This is a genomic window from Methanosarcina siciliae T4/M (assembly GCF_000970085.1).
Lineage (GTDB): Archaea > Halobacteriota > Methanosarcinia > Methanosarcinales > Methanosarcinaceae > Methanosarcina > Methanosarcina siciliae.
Genome location: NZ_CP009506.1, coordinates 1,176,959 through 1,192,819, shown reverse-complemented (window position 1 = coordinate 1,192,819; position 15,861 = coordinate 1,176,959). Strand labels below are relative to the sequence as shown.

At 46.7% G+C, this 15,861-nt stretch carries 13 protein-coding genes and 1 tRNA gene; all 14 read right to left on the bottom strand.

The window, feature by feature from the left end:
* Nucleotides 1-92: 92 nt before the first annotated feature.
* Entirely contained in the window at nt 93-2,285 is a 2,193-nt protein-coding gene (locus tag MSSIT_RS05175; protein ID WP_048170583.1) for an elongation factor EF-2, read from the bottom strand.
* A gap of 71 nt (nt 2,286-2,356) precedes the next feature.
* Nucleotides 2,357-2,926 carry a 30S ribosomal protein S7 gene (locus MSSIT_RS05170; RefSeq protein ID WP_048170581.1) on the bottom strand — a complete coding sequence of 190 codons (570 nt, stop codon included), beginning with the start codon at nt 2,924-2,926 and terminating at the stop codon, nt 2,357-2,359.
* Entirely contained in the window at nt 2,923-3,351 is a 429-nt protein-coding gene (locus MSSIT_RS05165; protein ID WP_011034194.1) for a 30S ribosomal protein S12, read from the bottom strand. Before MSSIT_RS05165 ends, MSSIT_RS05170 begins: the two co-directional genes overlap by 4 nt.
* A 106-nt stretch (nt 3,352-3,457) precedes the next feature.
* Nucleotides 3,458-3,883: a NusA-like transcription termination signal-binding factor gene (locus tag MSSIT_RS05160; RefSeq protein ID WP_048170579.1), complete on the bottom strand. Its 426-nt coding sequence runs from the start codon at nt 3,881-3,883 to the stop codon at nt 3,458-3,460.
* Between the two features lie 20 nt (nt 3,884-3,903).
* Nucleotides 3,904-4,200 (bottom strand): 50S ribosomal protein L30e, encoded by a 297-nt coding sequence (locus MSSIT_RS05155; protein ID WP_082088889.1) that lies wholly within the window; start codon nt 4,198-4,200, stop codon nt 3,904-3,906.
* A 252-nt stretch (nt 4,201-4,452) separates the two neighbouring features.
* On the bottom strand, nt 4,453-5,622 hold the full coding sequence (gene rpoA2, locus MSSIT_RS05150) for a DNA-directed RNA polymerase subunit A'' (RefSeq protein ID WP_390175975.1): 1,170 nt from the start codon (nt 5,620-5,622) through the stop codon (nt 4,453-4,455).
* Between the two features lie 29 nt (nt 5,623-5,651).
* A complete protein-coding gene (locus MSSIT_RS05145; RefSeq protein WP_048170576.1) occupies nt 5,652-8,294 on the bottom strand; it encodes a DNA-directed RNA polymerase subunit A' in 2,643 nt (880 codons plus the stop codon).
* A gap of 14 nt (nt 8,295-8,308) precedes the next feature.
* Entirely contained in the window at nt 8,309-10,123 is a 1,815-nt protein-coding gene (gene rpoB / locus MSSIT_RS05140) for a DNA-directed RNA polymerase subunit B (protein ID WP_048170574.1), read from the bottom strand.
* Between the two features lie 13 nt (nt 10,124-10,136).
* Complete coding sequence (locus MSSIT_RS05135) at nt 10,137-11,732, bottom strand: DNA-directed RNA polymerase subunit B'' (protein WP_048170572.1); 1,596 nt, start codon at nt 11,730-11,732, stop codon at nt 10,137-10,139.
* Between the two features lie 213 nt (nt 11,733-11,945).
* Nucleotides 11,946-12,182: a DNA-directed RNA polymerase subunit H gene (locus tag MSSIT_RS05130; protein ID WP_048170570.1), complete on the bottom strand. Its 237-nt coding sequence runs from the start codon at nt 12,180-12,182 to the stop codon at nt 11,946-11,948.
* Between the two features lie 85 nt (nt 12,183-12,267).
* Nucleotides 12,268-12,344 (bottom strand) — tRNA-Lys (locus MSSIT_RS05125).
* A gap of 598 nt (nt 12,345-12,942) precedes the next feature.
* A complete protein-coding gene (locus MSSIT_RS05115) occupies nt 12,943-14,796 on the bottom strand; it encodes a PAS domain S-box protein (protein WP_052727198.1) in 1,854 nt (617 codons plus the stop codon).
* 52 nt (nt 14,797-14,848) lie between these two features.
* Nucleotides 14,849-15,295 carry a response regulator gene (locus MSSIT_RS05110; RefSeq protein ID WP_048170565.1) on the bottom strand — a complete coding sequence of 149 codons (447 nt, stop codon included), beginning with the start codon at nt 15,293-15,295 and terminating at the stop codon, nt 14,849-14,851.
* Nucleotides 15,296-15,353: 58 nt separating this feature from the next.
* Nucleotides 15,354-15,794, bottom strand: a complete 441-nt coding sequence (locus MSSIT_RS05105; RefSeq protein WP_048170564.1) for a response regulator — start codon at nt 15,792-15,794, stop codon at nt 15,354-15,356.
* Between the last annotated feature and the right edge of the window lie 67 nt (nt 15,795-15,861).

Below are 15,861 nucleotides of genomic sequence, written 5' to 3'. Positions count from 1 at the left end.
TCAGAAGATTCCTAACTTTTCTCCTTCGAATTCAGGGGAGTTTTGCCTTGGGGTTTTGCTTTTAAGAGGGAAGAGAAGCGGAAAAATTCCGCTTACATTGAAAGGAAGTCAGAAACTTTTGGCAGGTCCTTCTTCAGGCCCTTCCTTTCCCTTATCTGGCCAACGATGTCGTTCAGGATGCTTGACGGCACAACGTCAAAGCCTCCGAACTCCGTGCTCCACATGGCACGGCCTTCGGTTGCGGACCTGATCTCTCCGGCAAATCCGAACATTTCAGCCACAGGTACTCTGGCCTCGATAATTGCCAGGTCTCCTTCCGTAGTCATGTTCAGGATAATTCCGCGGCGTCCCTGGAGTTCCTTTGTTGCACCGCCCATTAAAAGCTGAGGTACCTGGACAAAGACTTTCTGGTAAGGCTCAAGCAGGCTGTCTTCTGCCATAAGCATTCCTGCCTGGATTGCCTGTCTTGATGCAGGAATAATCTGAGCCGGACCTCTGTGAATTGCGTCTTCGTGGAGTTTTGCGTCTACAAGCACGCACTTTACGTTTGCTACAGGTTCTCTTGTAAGCGGACCTGCGCGCATGACCTCTTCAAACCCGTCGAGCACAAGTTCCATTGTCTCATTAAGGTACTGGATACCTTTGGTCATATCGATGAAGATATTGGAGTTGAAGATGCCGGCAATGCCTTTTGCCTCTTCTTTTTCCATGCCGAGGTCGATGAGCTTCTGCCTCCTCTCAAGTTCAGGCAGGTTCATGCTGATTTCCCCTTCCTTGATCGCACTGACAATCTCGGTGTCAAGAGGCTCAACATAGATATAGAATCTGTTGTGCCTGTTCGGAGACTTCCCTTCGACAGGTTCGGTGTTCTTCTTAATTGTTTCCCTGTATACGACAATAGGCTTGCTCGTGGCGATTTCCACATTCTTGTCCCTTTCGATCCTGTGAGCGATAACTTCAAGGTGCAGTTCTCCCATACCTGCCATCAGGTGTTCCCCGGTTTCCTCATCCAGGGTGATCTGGAGAGTCGGGTCTTCCTTTGCGACCTGTCTTAGAACCTCAATAAGTTTCGGAAGGTCTTTGGTGTGCTTTGCTTCCACAGCCACAGTCACTACAGGTTCGCTTACGTGCCTGATGCTTTCGAAAGGAGTCATGCCGTCAAGGGTGGTTACGGTGGACCCGACGATTGCTTCCTTTAAACCCGTAACTGCGGCAATATTTCCTGCAGGGATCTTGTCCACTTCAAGCCTTTCCGGACCCATGAAGATACCGACCTGCTGGACCCTGCTCTTCCTTGCGCTTCCCGAGGTGAAAACTTCCATACCGCGGGTAAGAGAGCCGCTGAACAACCTTCCTGTTGCAACTTCCCCTGCGTGGGGGTCAACGGAGATGTCAGTTACCATGAATGCAAGGTCGCCTTCTGCATCTGCCCCGGCCATGGACTTTCCGATTGCGGTGTTTTCATCGCCGTGCCAGATGGCCTTTACCCTGTCCTTCTGAGCTTCGATCGGGTTTGGCAGGAAGTGAATAACCATGTCAAGAACAGCTTCGTGCAGAGGACACTTTTCTGCCAGGGATTTCATGTCTCCGGCTTTACAGTAATCGTATACGTCATTAAAAGAAACCCCGGTCTTCTTCATCATAGGCACACTGATTGCCCAGTTGTAAAGAGCTGACCCGAATGCTACGGTTCCGGCTGCTGCATCGACTTTCCAGCCTGCTTTGAACTTCTCGGGGTTCATGTTTTTGATAAGCTTGTTCACGTGGTCAATGACCTTGCCGAGGCGGATCTGCATTTCCTGAGAATCGACCTGAAGCTCATTGATAAGCCTGTCTACCTTGTTTACGAAAAGTACGGGTCTGACATGTTCCCTGAGAGCCTGCCTCAGCACAGTCTCGGTCTGGGGCATTGTGCCTTCTACCGCGTCAACTACTACAACTGCACCGTCTACTGCTCTCATGGCACGGGTAACGTCTCCACCGAAGTCAACGTGTCCGGGGGTGTCGATAAGGTTGATCAGGTAGTCTTCATTATCAAATGTGTGGACCATGGAAACATTGGAGGAATCAATTGTAATACCTCTTGCCTGTTCCTCTTCATCGGAGTCCATGAAAAGCTGTCTTCCGGCAAGTTCCTTGGAAATCATGCCTGCGCCTGCTAACAGGTTATCCGATAATGTGGTCTTTCCGTGGTCAATGTGTGCAACGATTCCGATATTTCTGATCCTTTGAGGATCATTCATGAGCGTTGTCACACGCTCGACCATTTTCTTTCTTCGTCCCATGCTAATACCTTTTAAGCAAAATGTGAATGGTTATATGTTATTTTCAAAAGCGGACAGGTCCGCATAAATTATTAGCGTGCTGCCTTCGCAACTCTTTCCTTTGCATCCTTCCTATTGATGGCGAAGGATTTGGTATCGCGGTTTGCTGCACCTATAAGTTCGGTTGCCAGACATTCTGCAACAGAGCGCTTGGATTTGAAAGCTGCGGCGTTTGTTCCCATGCTGATGTAGCGCAGGGCAGTGTCAACGCGCCTCTGAGGTGCAGTGTCAACTGCTTTTGGTACGGAGATCCCACCGTACTTCAGCCTGACCACTTCTTCTCTGGGGCCTGCATTGGCAATGGCATCCACAAGAACCTGAACCGGGTTTTGTTTCGTCTTCTTATTCATAATGTCGAAAGCTTCTTCAACTGCGCGAAGAGTCACCTGCTTCTTTCCGGTGTTGGTTTCTGTCCTCATGAGGTTGTTTGCAAGGCGCTCTACAATCGAGATCTCGGATTTGTTGAACTGCTGCCTTGCATGTTTCCCGCTGCTGTGAGGAACAATTACAGGGGTAAGGCTGACATAGCGCTTAATTCCGAGGTCTCTGACCTCAACTTCCGAAAGGTCCCATTTCCCAAAAATCTTGTACAAAAAAATCATCTCCTGGGCTTTTCCAATCTGCCGATAACCAGCTGGTTCAGGGACACATTGTTTACGGCAATTACCTTGAAACGTACACCGGGAATATCACCCATAGCACCGCCCATGCGGCCTCCGATCCTTTCCACGGTAACTTCATCGTGTTCATCAATGAAGTTTACTGCACCGTCTCCGGGACAGAATGCGGTTACCTGACGCCCGTTTTTAATGAGCTGGATTCTTACGCATTTTCTGATTGCGGAGTTCGGCTGTTTGGCTTCGACTCCCACTTTCTCTAATACAATACCCCGACCCTGCGGTGCACCACCAAGAGGGTCGGCTTTCACGTTCAGACCAAGAACCCGCCTGCCGTAGTACGTATCTTTCCAGCGGGCATCTTTCCTGGTCTGTTTGAGAATATTAGCTGCATATTTTCCTTTAGCCATTGTAAATTTCTCCAGTTAAAATTGATCACAGTTTCCTATTGTGGCATTAAATGCCAGAATTGTCCTTCAACGCCGGATTAATGGATCAACATAAGTTAATGGGATATTACTGCAGGATCACATCTTCTATGGTATGGTGACGACGGGCAAGCATCTTCACTTTCTCTATATTCTTGCCATTGCGACCGATGGCAAGCCCCTTCTCTTTATTAGGTACCTCTACATAAGCCAATCGCTTGCCATTTTTGGTTGTGAAGTTTACTGAACTTACTGATACCGGTCCGAAGGCATTCTTTATAAAGGTAACAGGATCCTCTGAGTACTCCACAAGCTCGATGGGTTTGTCCAGGGCTTTTTTAACACGGTTTATGTTCTCCCCGTTTTTGCCTATTGCAAGCCCCATATCGCCCTGTTTTACAACATACACGAGCCTTTCTTCTTCCGGAATACAGTCAAGTATTTTGGCCCGGGTCATGTTTTCAAATAATGCGATGTACTGGATGCTTTCTGCAGTAAGTCTTATTTCACCCAAGACGTTGCAACTCCTTTTTATCAAGCTGTAGCTGCCAGGATATCCGATTCTCCTGCATCGAGGATTGCCATGGCTGCAATCGTGAAGGGCTTCCCGCATACGGGGCCGAGTTCTACACTTGTGCCTTCGTACTCCAGGACCGGAATGCTTGTTGCCTGAATTTTCTTTTTAATGTCTTCGGGGCAGTTTGATGCCAGGATCACCATTTTTGCAGAGCCGTTTGCTGCTGCATCTATGGTCCGGTTGGCTCCAACTATTACTTTTCCTGTTTTCACAGCCTTGATAAGAGATTTATCAACATTGATCTTCATTTTCATCAACTCTGTCTCAAATTAGCTAGTCTACTCTGTCTCTTTCTCAATAAAGATTCCAAGCTCGGTGAGTATATGGTACTCTAAATACCTGATGCCTTATATCAATTTTCTGGTTATGAGCCTCGCGGACTCAAGTTTCTGTAGCAGGATTCGATGAAATTCATAAAGGTAAGCATATCCTGATCCGAACTGCTGTTCTATCAGGGTATATACTTAAATAATTATAGGTTAAAATCCGGATTTTCCTTCGTTCCTTTATTCTTCTTCTGCTTCAAGCTCTTCAGCTTCAACTTTTTCAACTCTTCTGCTGACCAGGTGCACATCACCCGTACCCATGCGAATAGGCTGACCGACAATGATGTTTTCCGTAACACCCTGAAGCTGATCCACATCTCCGCGCATACCTGCGTCCAGGAGGTGGTTGACAGTAACTTCGAAAGCTGCACGGGCAAATACACTGGCCTTTTCACCTGAAATTCCATGCCTACCGATCTGCTTTACTTCTCCGTCACAGGTCATGAGGTCTGCCACAAGCATTATGTGCCTGATGTCCACAGTCAGACCCTGTTCACGCAGGGTATCCGTTGCTTCCTTGATAATGGCATTTCTTGCAGCTTCGATTCCAAGCACTTCGTAGATTTCATTGATGTTGTTTGTGCTGGTTCTGGTCTTGTCCACACCATTGAACTGCAAAACTTCCCGCAGAGCTGAGCCTTCCGTATAGAGGGTATACTCTTCACCCTCCTTCCTGACCACCACTCTCTTGATTCCTTCTATGCCCTTAAGGGTTACATTGTGGATGCTTTTTGCAAGCTGGAGCAGTTCTCTGTAAGAGGGCTCTCCGGGGGTGATGACGATCTGGTTATCAATATCCGGGGAAATGTTGACCAGTACGTTCAGCTCTTCGTTGAACTTCTCCTTCACCTGGTCTATAGTAATATTCCTGCCTTCCATTGCCTTTTCGTGCAGGTCTATTATAAGCTTCATCTGGGAGAGGTCAGTGGTCACGTCAGCGATGTGGTCGATCTTGGTTGCCTCAATCTCCCAGGCGAGAGCTCTTGTCTTCTCTCTGTCGTAAGCGTAATCTTCAGGATGCTCTTTGGAAAGGGCAATTGTCATCATAGGAGTGCTCGGGATTTTCCTCGCATCCACGATTTCGATAAGGCGGGGAAGACCGAGGGTAACGTTAATCTCGGCCACACCGGCGTAGTGGAAGGTACGCATCGTCATCTGGGTACCCGGTTCCCCTATGGATTGGGCTGCAACGACGCCCGCAGCGTCACAGGGCTCTATGCATGAAGCAGTATATTCTTCCATCATTTTTTCTATGATCTCTTCCATTTCCTTCTTGCTCACCCCGGCTTTGAGAACATCTTCCCTCAGGGTGTTCAATATGTTAAAAGGAAATGGCAGGTCCTTTATCATGCTGTCTATTGTAGCTTCACTGATACTCATCATGCCACCTCCCTGTTTGCCACGGAACGGACAATCCGGTGGATGGTTTCGGGCTTGCTGAAGTCACTCTTTGTCGGGTTGATCCCGTCTTCTCCGTACTTAAACTGGACAAGCACCCCTCGGGTGTCCCTGACAGTAAGGTCATACTGGACTTCAAGGTCCTGAAGGGCGTTGACAAGCCTTCTCTGCAGGTACCCTGACTGGGATGTCCTGACCGCAGTGTCCACAAGACCTTCTCGACCACCGATTGCATGGAAGAAATATTCTGTCGGGTTTAACCCGCTCTTGTAACTTGCCTTAACGAACCCGTGGGCGTCCGAGCCCAGGTCTCCTTCCTGGAAGTGTGGGAGAGTCCTGCCTGCGTATCCTCTGCGGATACGTTCACCACGCACTGCCTGTTGCCCTACGCAGGCTGCCATCTGGGTAAGGTTCAGGATGGAACCTCTGGCTCCTGAGCGGGCCATAATAACTGCTGAGTTTTCAAGTCCCATGTGGCTATCTGCAATTCCACCTGTCTCGTCTCTGGCTTTTCCGAGCTTCTGCATGATGCTCATCTCGATTGTTTCATCGAGGGTTCTACCCGGGAGAGGTTCGAGTTCTTTGTTCTGGTATGACTTGATAAGGTTTTGCACGGCGTCTTCAGCTTTACCGAGAACCTCATTAATCTGGATCCTGGCTTCTTTCGGAATGTCTTCGTCAGCTATTCCGAAGCTCAGGCCCGTACGCATGATTGACCTGATCGCAAGCTTTGTCATGTCGTCAACAAAACGAGCTCCTGCTTCGGGTCCGACCTCCTTGATAATGCGATCCTGGATCTTCCCTTTAAATGCCCCTATTGCAGCTTCGTCGATTGTGCCGAGAATCAGCTCTCCGTTGCGGATTACGACATAGGCGTCATTCGGGCATTCTTCTTTCTTGCAGGTATCACAGTGGGAGCAGACCTGGGCTGCGAACTCCATATTAAGGGTTTCAGGCAGAATCTGACTGAAAATCTGCTTTCCTGTCCAGAAAGGTTTCCCGTCTTCGTCGTAGCCTGCAGGTTCGGGCAGGTTGCGTGCGCGGCTCTTCCTCAAAATGTCATAGGCCTCGTAGCTGGTAATATGGTTTTCAAAACGGGTAAGCAGGAAAAGCCCTGAGATATGGTCGTGAATCCCTCCGATAATGGGACCTCCGAAACGCGGGGAGAGGATATTTTCCTGGACCTGCATGAGGATCTTTGCCTCGGCCCTTGACTCTTCGGTCTGGAGGGCATGCATGTTCATTTCGTCTCCGTCAAAGTCAGCGTTGTAAGGAGGACACACTGCAGGGTTCAGCCTGAAGGTTTTGTTAGGCAGAACTTTTACGGAGTGGGCCATGATACTCATCTTGTGCAGAGACGGCTGCCTGTTGAAAAGTACGGTGTCGCCGTCTTTTAACTGTCGTTCCACAGTCCAGCCGAACTCAAGTTTCTCGGCAAGGTCGTCCTTATTCATATTGGTGACCTTTATGCGCCTGCCGTCAGACCTGAACACATAGTTTGCTCCGGGGTGGATGTCTCCACCGTTCCTCACATAGACTTTGAGCTGTTCGATGTTTCTCGGGGTAACCACTGCAGGAATTGTAAGGGTTCTTGCAATGGGCATGGGGACTCCGACTTCATTAATGCTCAGGTTCGGGTCAGGGGAGATAACGGTACGGGCTGAGAAGTTTACACGTTTACCTGACAGGCTTCCTCTGAACCTTCCTTCTTTACCCTTCAAACGCTGGGAAAGGGTCTTGAGAGGTCTGCCTGACCTGTGTCTTGCAGGCGGAATTCCTGAAACCGAGTTGTCAAAGAATGTAGTTACGTGATATTGAAGAAGCTCCCAGAGGTCCTCAATAATGAGCTGTGGAGCTCCTGCTTCCCTGTTCTCCTGGAATCTCTGGTTGATCCTGATAATGTCTACCAGTTTATGGGTCAGGTCATCTTCACTGCGCTGCCCGGATTCAAGGGTGATTGAAGGGCGTACCGTAACAGGAGGTACCGGCAGGACGGTAAGGATCATCCATTCCGGCCTTGCGTTCTTCGGGTCCATCCCGATAACCCTGATGTCCTCGTCCGGGACGTTTTCAAAGCGATCCCTTATCTCGGTGGGGGTCAGCTTCTCACCGTTTTCCAGGTACTCGCTGGGTTTTTCGAATTTGATTTCGAGCTGTTCCTCGTTACAGTAAGGGCAGGTCTTTACCTTGCTGGCTTCTTTATATACCTCATTAATGAGGTCGTCAGGCATGTGACCGATTTCTTCTACCGCAAGGAGCTGGTCCAGATACTGCTGTTTCTGGGCTGGTTCCAGCAGGAGCTTGCTGCATTTTCTGCAGGTTGCCCTGAGAAGTTTTCGGATTACTTTGTTAAAACCTACGTGGACAACAGGGGCAACAAGTTCGATGTGCCCGAAGTGTCCGGGACACTCGCCTGCCCTGCCTGAACAGGTCTTGCAGCGAAGTCCGGGGTCGATTACCCCGAGTTTTGTGTCCATAAGCCCCATGTCAATTGGAAATCCGTCATCATCGTAAGTGTCAGCCGTGATAATGGGTGTTGCACTCATCTTACGGATTTCTTTCGGAGACATTAAGCCGAATTTGATAGAAGCAATTCTCTTTGGAATTGGGGGTACGTTTGCCATGTATCCACCTCACCTTATACCGCATCTTCAAGGTTAAGCCTTGGAGCAACTCCGAGGGACTTAATCTCGTCCAGTAACAGCTTGAACGCGTAGCTCATCTCAACGGGATAAATGTCCGTGTCTGCTCCGCAGGCTGAGCAGAAAGAGACGTTACGCTGTTTGTCGTACGTTGCAATCATTCCGCAGTGCGAGCAGACAAGTTCCACCACTTTGTCAGACTCGTCCAGCAACCTTTCTTTTAAGGACATTGCAGCTCCGTGCCCTACCAGAACGTCACGCTCCATTTCACCGAACCTGAGACCACCTTCCCTTGCTCGGCCTTCAGTCGGCTGGCGGGTGAGCACCTGTACGGGTCCGCGGGACCTTGCATGCATCTTGGAGGTGACCATATGGTGCAGTTTCTGGTAAAGGATCACACCAACGAAAACATCTGCAGGGATCATCCTGCCTGTTGCCCCGTCATAGAAAATCTCTTTTCCAGTGTGGGCAAAGCCGTGCTTTTTCAGGGCTTCTCTGAGATCGTCTTCGTTTTCTCCTGAGAAAGCTGTTGCGTTCACTCTTCTGCCTTCCATGGAGCCTACTTTTCCGCCGATCATTTCCAGGACGTGTCCCACAGTCATACGGGAAGGAATTGCGTGCGGGTTAATCATCAGGTCAGGAGTCAGGCCCGACTCCGTAAAAGGCATGTCTGCAATAGGGACTTTTAGGCCTATAACCCCTTTTTGCCCGTGCCTGGAAGCGAACTTGTCTCCTATGTCCGGGATCCTTTCATCCCTTACCTTTACTTTTGCAAGTCGGGTTCCGTTGATGGATTCCGTAAGAATTACGGTGTCCACAATCCCGGTTTCGTTGGAACGCATGGTAACGGAGCTTTCTCTCCTCTGTTCAACTGCAATCCCGAAGTCGGAAGGCTCTTCTAAGAATCTCGGAGGGCTGGTTTTTCCTATAAGCACATCATTGGGACCGACCGGGGTTTCAGGGTTTACAAGCCCGTCTACGTCGAGGTTTGCATATGCTTCAGCGCTGCGTGATCCACGGTACTCAGAGTCGGGAATCTCGAACTTATCTTCCTGCCCTCCTGGATACCTTCTTTCTTCTCCTTCAAAAGTCCTGAGAAAGTGGCTTCTCCCAAGCCCTCTCTCAATCGAACCCTTATTGAAAATCAGCGCGTCTTCAATGTTATACCCTTCATAAGACAAAATTGCAACCACGAAGTTCTGGCCTGCAGGTCTGTCATCAAAACCGATTGCTCCGGAAGTCCTTGTCCTTGTAAGTGCCCTCTGTGGGTAGTGCAGGACGTGGGCACGGGTATCCGGCCTTAATTTCTGGTTTGCTGTGGATACTCCGATGCACTGCTTGATCATGGCTGCACCCATAGTGTTACGCGGAGATGCATTGTGTTCCGGATAAGGAACCATGCCGGTACAGATGCCGAGCATAAGTTCTGGGTCTATCTCCATATGGGTGTGCCTGGTAGTTATATCCGACTCGTAGAGTGCAATGTACGCGTTTTCTTCCTCTTCTGCGTCCAGGTACTCCACACAGCCTTCTTTTACGAGGTCCTCATAGGTGATTTCTTTGTTCTTCAATTTCTGTATGTGCTCTTCAGTTACCTTGAGAGCGCCGTTTTCCACAACAACGAGAGGTCTTCTTGCCCTGCCCATATCGGAGTTTATAATTACTTCCCTGGTATTATCGTTAAGAGCTATGTTGACCTGTCTGGATATGAACCCCTGCCGCCTCATTTTTCGGAGCTCTTCTGCGAGTTCCGCAGGGTTGTCATGGGTCCCTACGAGCTCACCGTTTATGAATACTTTTGCTTTAGTCATCTAACATCAACCCTCAGTCCCCGAACGCTGATCCGGAGTCGTCCGCATCTGAATAATCGTAGAAGTCTTCCTCTTTGTACTTTGTTTCGATTTCCGGAGTTTCTTCAAACTCTTCAATAATCTCTTCCCCGAACTCGTCGAGCAGGATTTCCTTGATCTTTGCCGGTATTTCGGGTACCTTCACAACTACTTTTTCGACATTGAGGTCGTAGAGTATCTTTTTAATGCTCTCAGTTTCCTCTATTCCAGTGGAGAGCTCGACCATTTCGGCAAAGTTTTTTACGAGACCACAATTGGGTCCTTCAGGGGTCTCGGAAGGGCAGAGCCGCCCCCATTGAGTTGCGTGCAGGTCACGGGCTTCGAAGTGTGGCTGGGCCCTTGAAAGCGGGGAAATTACACGGCGCAGGTGGGAAAGGGTAGAAATATAATCGTTACGGTCAAGAAGCTGGGAAACACCCGTCCTTCCTCCTACCCAATTCCCTGTTGCCAGGGGATGCTGCAGGCGGTCGGTCAGGACGTCTGCCCTTACAATCGTAGCGACGTTAAGTTCCCTGTTCCTCATGTTTGCACGTTCGAGCTGGTACTTTATGTCCCTTGCAAGCCTGTTAAAGGATACCCTGAAAAGGTCTTCCATCAGGTCGCCTGCGAGTTTCAGCCTCTTGTTTGCGTAGTGGTCTTTGTCGTCTTCGGTACGCTTTCCAAGTGCGAGCTCGAAGCAGGACTCGGCCATTCTTGCCAGGAAATGAGCCTTTGGGACCCTGTCTCTCATATCGTTTCCGAGGTGTGGGAAAAGATACCTGTCAATAACGTAGTTTGCTCTCTTTATCTGGTATTCCTTGGCCTGTCCGGCAGCAACCCTCGCCCCGATCTTCTCAATGGCCTCTTCCTGGGTTTCGACTTCGGCTTCTTCAAGGTTTTCCAGCATGAATTTGATGATTTCGGGATCACTTGAAACTGCATTTACTATATCTTCGTCAGTTACTATCCCGAGAGCCCTCATGAGTGTAATAAAGTATACTCTGCCGGATATGGAAGGGAAAGATACTTCAAGCAGGGACTTTCTCCCTCTTTCCACAATTACGAGTGCTCTGTACCCTCTTTTCTGGGAAAAGACCTTTGCGACCTCTATGGAGTCACCGTAACGTTCTCCGTACTCAACAAGAATTTTGTTGGGGGCAAGGTCTTCCAGGGTCATAACTACCCTTTCAGTACCTCCGATAATGAAATATCCCCCCGGATCAAGGGGATCTTCCCCATAGCGAACTTTCTCTGGCTCGCTAAGGCCGAGAAGATTGCAGATCTTGGATTTGACCATGATGGGAAGCTGCCCGATCTTTGCTTCCATTACTTCGGATTCGATCCCTTCTTTTACGACACTCATCTCCAGGTAGAGGGGGCCTGAGTACGAAAGGTTTCTGAGCCTTGCTTCGTTGGGGTAAAGCTTTTCTATTGCCCCGTCCGCCTCCTTTACCACCGGATGTTCTACCCTGATCTTGCCGAGTTTGAGGTAGGTGTCTTCAATGTCGGTTTCTATAATCTTCTGTTCATCAATGATCTTTTGCAGCCCGTAATCTATAAACTTGTTAAATGAGTCTATATGGTGCTGCACTATCTTGTCCCGTGTAAAATAAGCCTGCGACAGTATACTGCTTTCTAACGCGATGATAGCACCCTCTTTGCTTTATTAAAATGAAAATTAATAAACGATGATCCCAAGATCTTTATGCAGTCGTTGAATCTTTCCGTACGGTGGTGCATGGGATTCAAAAAGACGTTCAGTGAAAAAAATTCGGTCATGCAAGCGGTTAAAACTCCCCCCCACTTACTCGATCACAAGTCTGTAATAATCTGCCTCCCCTGCAGTTTGACTCTTCCTTGTGATTTTCACAACATCTCCGACGACAGCTCCTATTTCTTTACTAGCAGGATCCTGCACTTTAATTTTCGGAAGCTGTTCTTTCTCAATTAAATATTTGCTTAAAACAGACTTTAATTCTCCCTCTGAAATAATTTCATGTTTAGGGACTGACTCATGGTCGAGCAGGCTGAATTTTGTCAAATCCTTTCCTCCAAAAATAAAGCATCATAAAAAGACTTTTAGACGTTTCCTGCGGATGGCCTCTCCGCCGGTCTTATTAAGAACATGGCGGGCCCGTAGGGATTTGAACCCTAGGCCGACTGGTTAAAAGCCAGTCGCTCTGCCTGACTGAGCTACGGGCCCAGTTTGTTTATCTCTCCACTTCTGCATTTTGCACCATGGAAGGCTAATTTCTTAGCATGCAACCCTGCTGCCCCGCTGCATCAGGGAGCACCTCTTACACCGGTGCAACCCTCTAATTATAACTATACTATTTATAGTTTATGCCATGTTTGCTTTTTTTCTTCAAATTTCTGTAAATTATAGCTAAATTTCTTTGGCATGTGTTGAATTTATACAAATATTTTTCCTCATTTCCCGGAAAGCTATATGTACGAGAATTTTCACTTTTTAAAAAGTAAAGTTCAATTCGATTTGTTTCTCCACATATTCGGGTCAAACGGTAATTTTTGCCCCGATTTTGAGCCACCCGCCGCTTTCCCGAAAGCATCCTCCAAAAAAGAAGTATCAATTAAAGGTTACTTAATATGTTGTTACTTAATATGTTACTTAATTAAAGGTTACTTAATATGGTTACTTAATATAGTACTCCAAACATCCAATACTCCAAATATCCGATACTCCAAATATCCGATACTCCAAATATCCGATACTCCAAATATCTCGAAATTAACCCTCAAATCAGAACCGAGTAATAAACGATTTCCCCCGAAACAGATTCTTACTGCTTTTGTTTTACTGCAATTTTTATGATGAATTCAGTTCCGGAATCTATTTTCAATTCAATTTTTCCATCTAACTGATCTACCAGAATGGTAACCAGCTGCAGCCCAAGAGTACAGGGGCTTTCTGTATTAACACTTTCAGGAATGCCCACCCCGTTATCCGAAATTGTCAGAATAAGATTGAGGTTCTCATTATCGTTTCTTGTATTATTCCTTTCGGGGTTTTCGACTCCGGTATCTACTCCGGTATCTACTCCGGTATTTTCTACGCTGTTACTCTTGCATTCCCGGTTTTCTTCTCTGCAAAGTCTTATTTTAACCATTCCTTTATCTCTCTCCGGGAATGCGTGTTTGAAGGAATTTGAAACGAGTTCGTTGACAATTATCCCTAACGGGACAGCCGTATCCATGTCAAGGAAAGTTTTTTCTTCTATTTCCAGATGCAAATGGGCTTTATGATCTCCAATGTTGTAACACTCGAAGATATTCTCTACCAGCTTTTGCAGGTATGCTGCAAAATTCAGAGTGCCAATTTCCCCGGACTCGTATAGTTCTTCATGGATTAAAGCCATGGAGATAACCCGATTCTGGCTTTCCCTGAAGGCCTGCCTGACAGTGGGGTCTTCAAACTTTTCAGCCTGGAGGTCGAGCAGAGAAGAAATTACCTGCAGATTATTCTTGATCCTGTGATGAATTTCTTTTATGCGGGATTCTTTCATCGCAACAAGGGCTTCTTCTGCCATTTTTCTCTCGGTTATGTCATAAACAAAGCCCTGATAAAGCTCTTTATTCTCTTCGGAAATATTCTGGACAATTTCATGTATCCAGCGAATTTCTCCGTCTTTTTTCCTGATCCTATACTCGTGCTTGACAACTGCGTTTGGAGTAACTTCCATTTTGTGTACTTTTTCCAGGAACCCTATGATGTCTTCAGGCTCCACAATTTCTCGCCAGTGCAGTTTTCCGGAAAGGAAATCTTCTTTCGCATATCCCGTGAGTTCTTCAACAGCTCCATGTAAAAAAATAGGAACAAAGTTTTCATCCAGCTGAGCGCCTATCCCCCTGAAGTTCTGCAGATATGACTGGACACGCTCCTCACTTTTTAAAAGTTCTTCTTCTGCTTTTTTTTTCTCGGTTATATCTCTGGAAATAATTGAGATAGCAGTCAGGTTTTCAGAGCCACCAAAAACCGGAGAAAGGGTTATTGAGACCTTTATCTCCATGCCGTCCTTTCTTAACATTGAAGTCTCATAATGATAGATTTTCTCTCCTTTTTTAATCCTCTCAACTAACTCTTTGGTCTCTCCGACCAGAAGGGGATGGGCCAGGATGGACATGTGCTTTCCGAGAATTTCTTCAGCCGAATAACCATAAATTTGCTCCGCACCTTTGTTCCAGCTGACAATAATACCATCAAGAGACTCGGTCACAATCCCATCATTTGACGACTCCACAATATTTGCTAAGCTTTGAGCCTTCTCTTCCGCCTTCTTGCGTTCAATGGAATAGCGGATAGAACGTACTAATAACCTGCCGTCTGCTTGCCCTTTGACTAAATAGTCCTGAGCACCTTTTTTTACAGCCTCGATTCCGGTTTTTTCATCATTCATGCCAGTTAATATGATTATAGGAGTTCGTGAATTTCTGCCATTAATCTCAAGAAAGGTGTCGATGCCGTCGCTATCTGGCAATCTCAGATCTGACAATATAACATCAAATGAATGCTCCTTGAGAAGATCCAAACCCTCATTAAGGGTTTCGGCGCTTTTCAGTTCAAATGGGAAGTTGGCGAAATCTTCGAGTAATTCTTCAATTAGATTCGCATCCCCTGGATTATCCTCAAAAAGCAATATTTGAACCTTTTTCTCCATGCTGAACAGTCCTATCCGGGTCACTCTGAGCTTATTTTGACGGCAGTTTCACAACTTCAAGCCAGAAATCTTCTATGGATTTAATTACCCTTATGAATTGATCAAAGTCGACAGGTTTAGTAACATATGCGTTGGCGTGAAGATTATAGGATTTGAGTATATCTTCTTCAGCTTTGGAAGTGGTTAGAACTACCACAGGTATATTCTTCAGGTCATCATCTTCCTTTATTTCTTCAAGGACCTCTCTTCCGTCCTTTTTCGGCAAATTCAGATCCAGAAGGATTATATCCGGGCGTGAAATGCCAGAAAACTGCTTTTTCCCGCGTAAAAAAAGTATTGCTTCTTCTCCGTCCTCTACAATGTGAAGATTGTTCCTGATTTTTGCTTCTTCGAAAACCTCTTCAATTAACCCGACATCTCCTTCACTATCCTCTACTAATAGAATTTCTATAGGTTTAGCAGCTACATTTGTTTTCATTTATATGGACCTTCTTAACTGGTTAGGCAAAATAGAAATTTTGAACATTATTATCTTTTTATGAAAGATTTACGACTTCAAGCCAGAAATTTTCTATGGATTTAATTACCTTTATGAATTGGTCAAAGTCAACAGGCTTGGGGACATATGCATTGGCATGAAGCTTATAAGATTCAAGTATGTCTTCTTCAGCTCTGGAAGTGGTTAAAACAACTACAGGTATTTTTTTAAGGTCTTTATTTTTTTTTATTTCTCCAAGCACTTCACGTCCGTCTTTTTTCGGTAAATTCAAATCGAGGAGAATTATTCCAGGGCGCGGGACATCTGAAAATTTTCCCTCTCTAAGTAAGAAATGTACCGCCTCTTCTCCGTCTTCTACAACATAAAGTTTATTCCGGACTTTTGAGCTTTCGAAGACTTCTTCAATTAACCCAACATCTCCTTTGTTATCTTCCACCAAAAGAATATCTACCGGTTTAAATGCCGTGCATGTTTCCATTTACAAACCCTTCTTAATTACAAGGTAAAATTTTAAATTTTTTTTATCTCGGACAAAAAGCTTATCG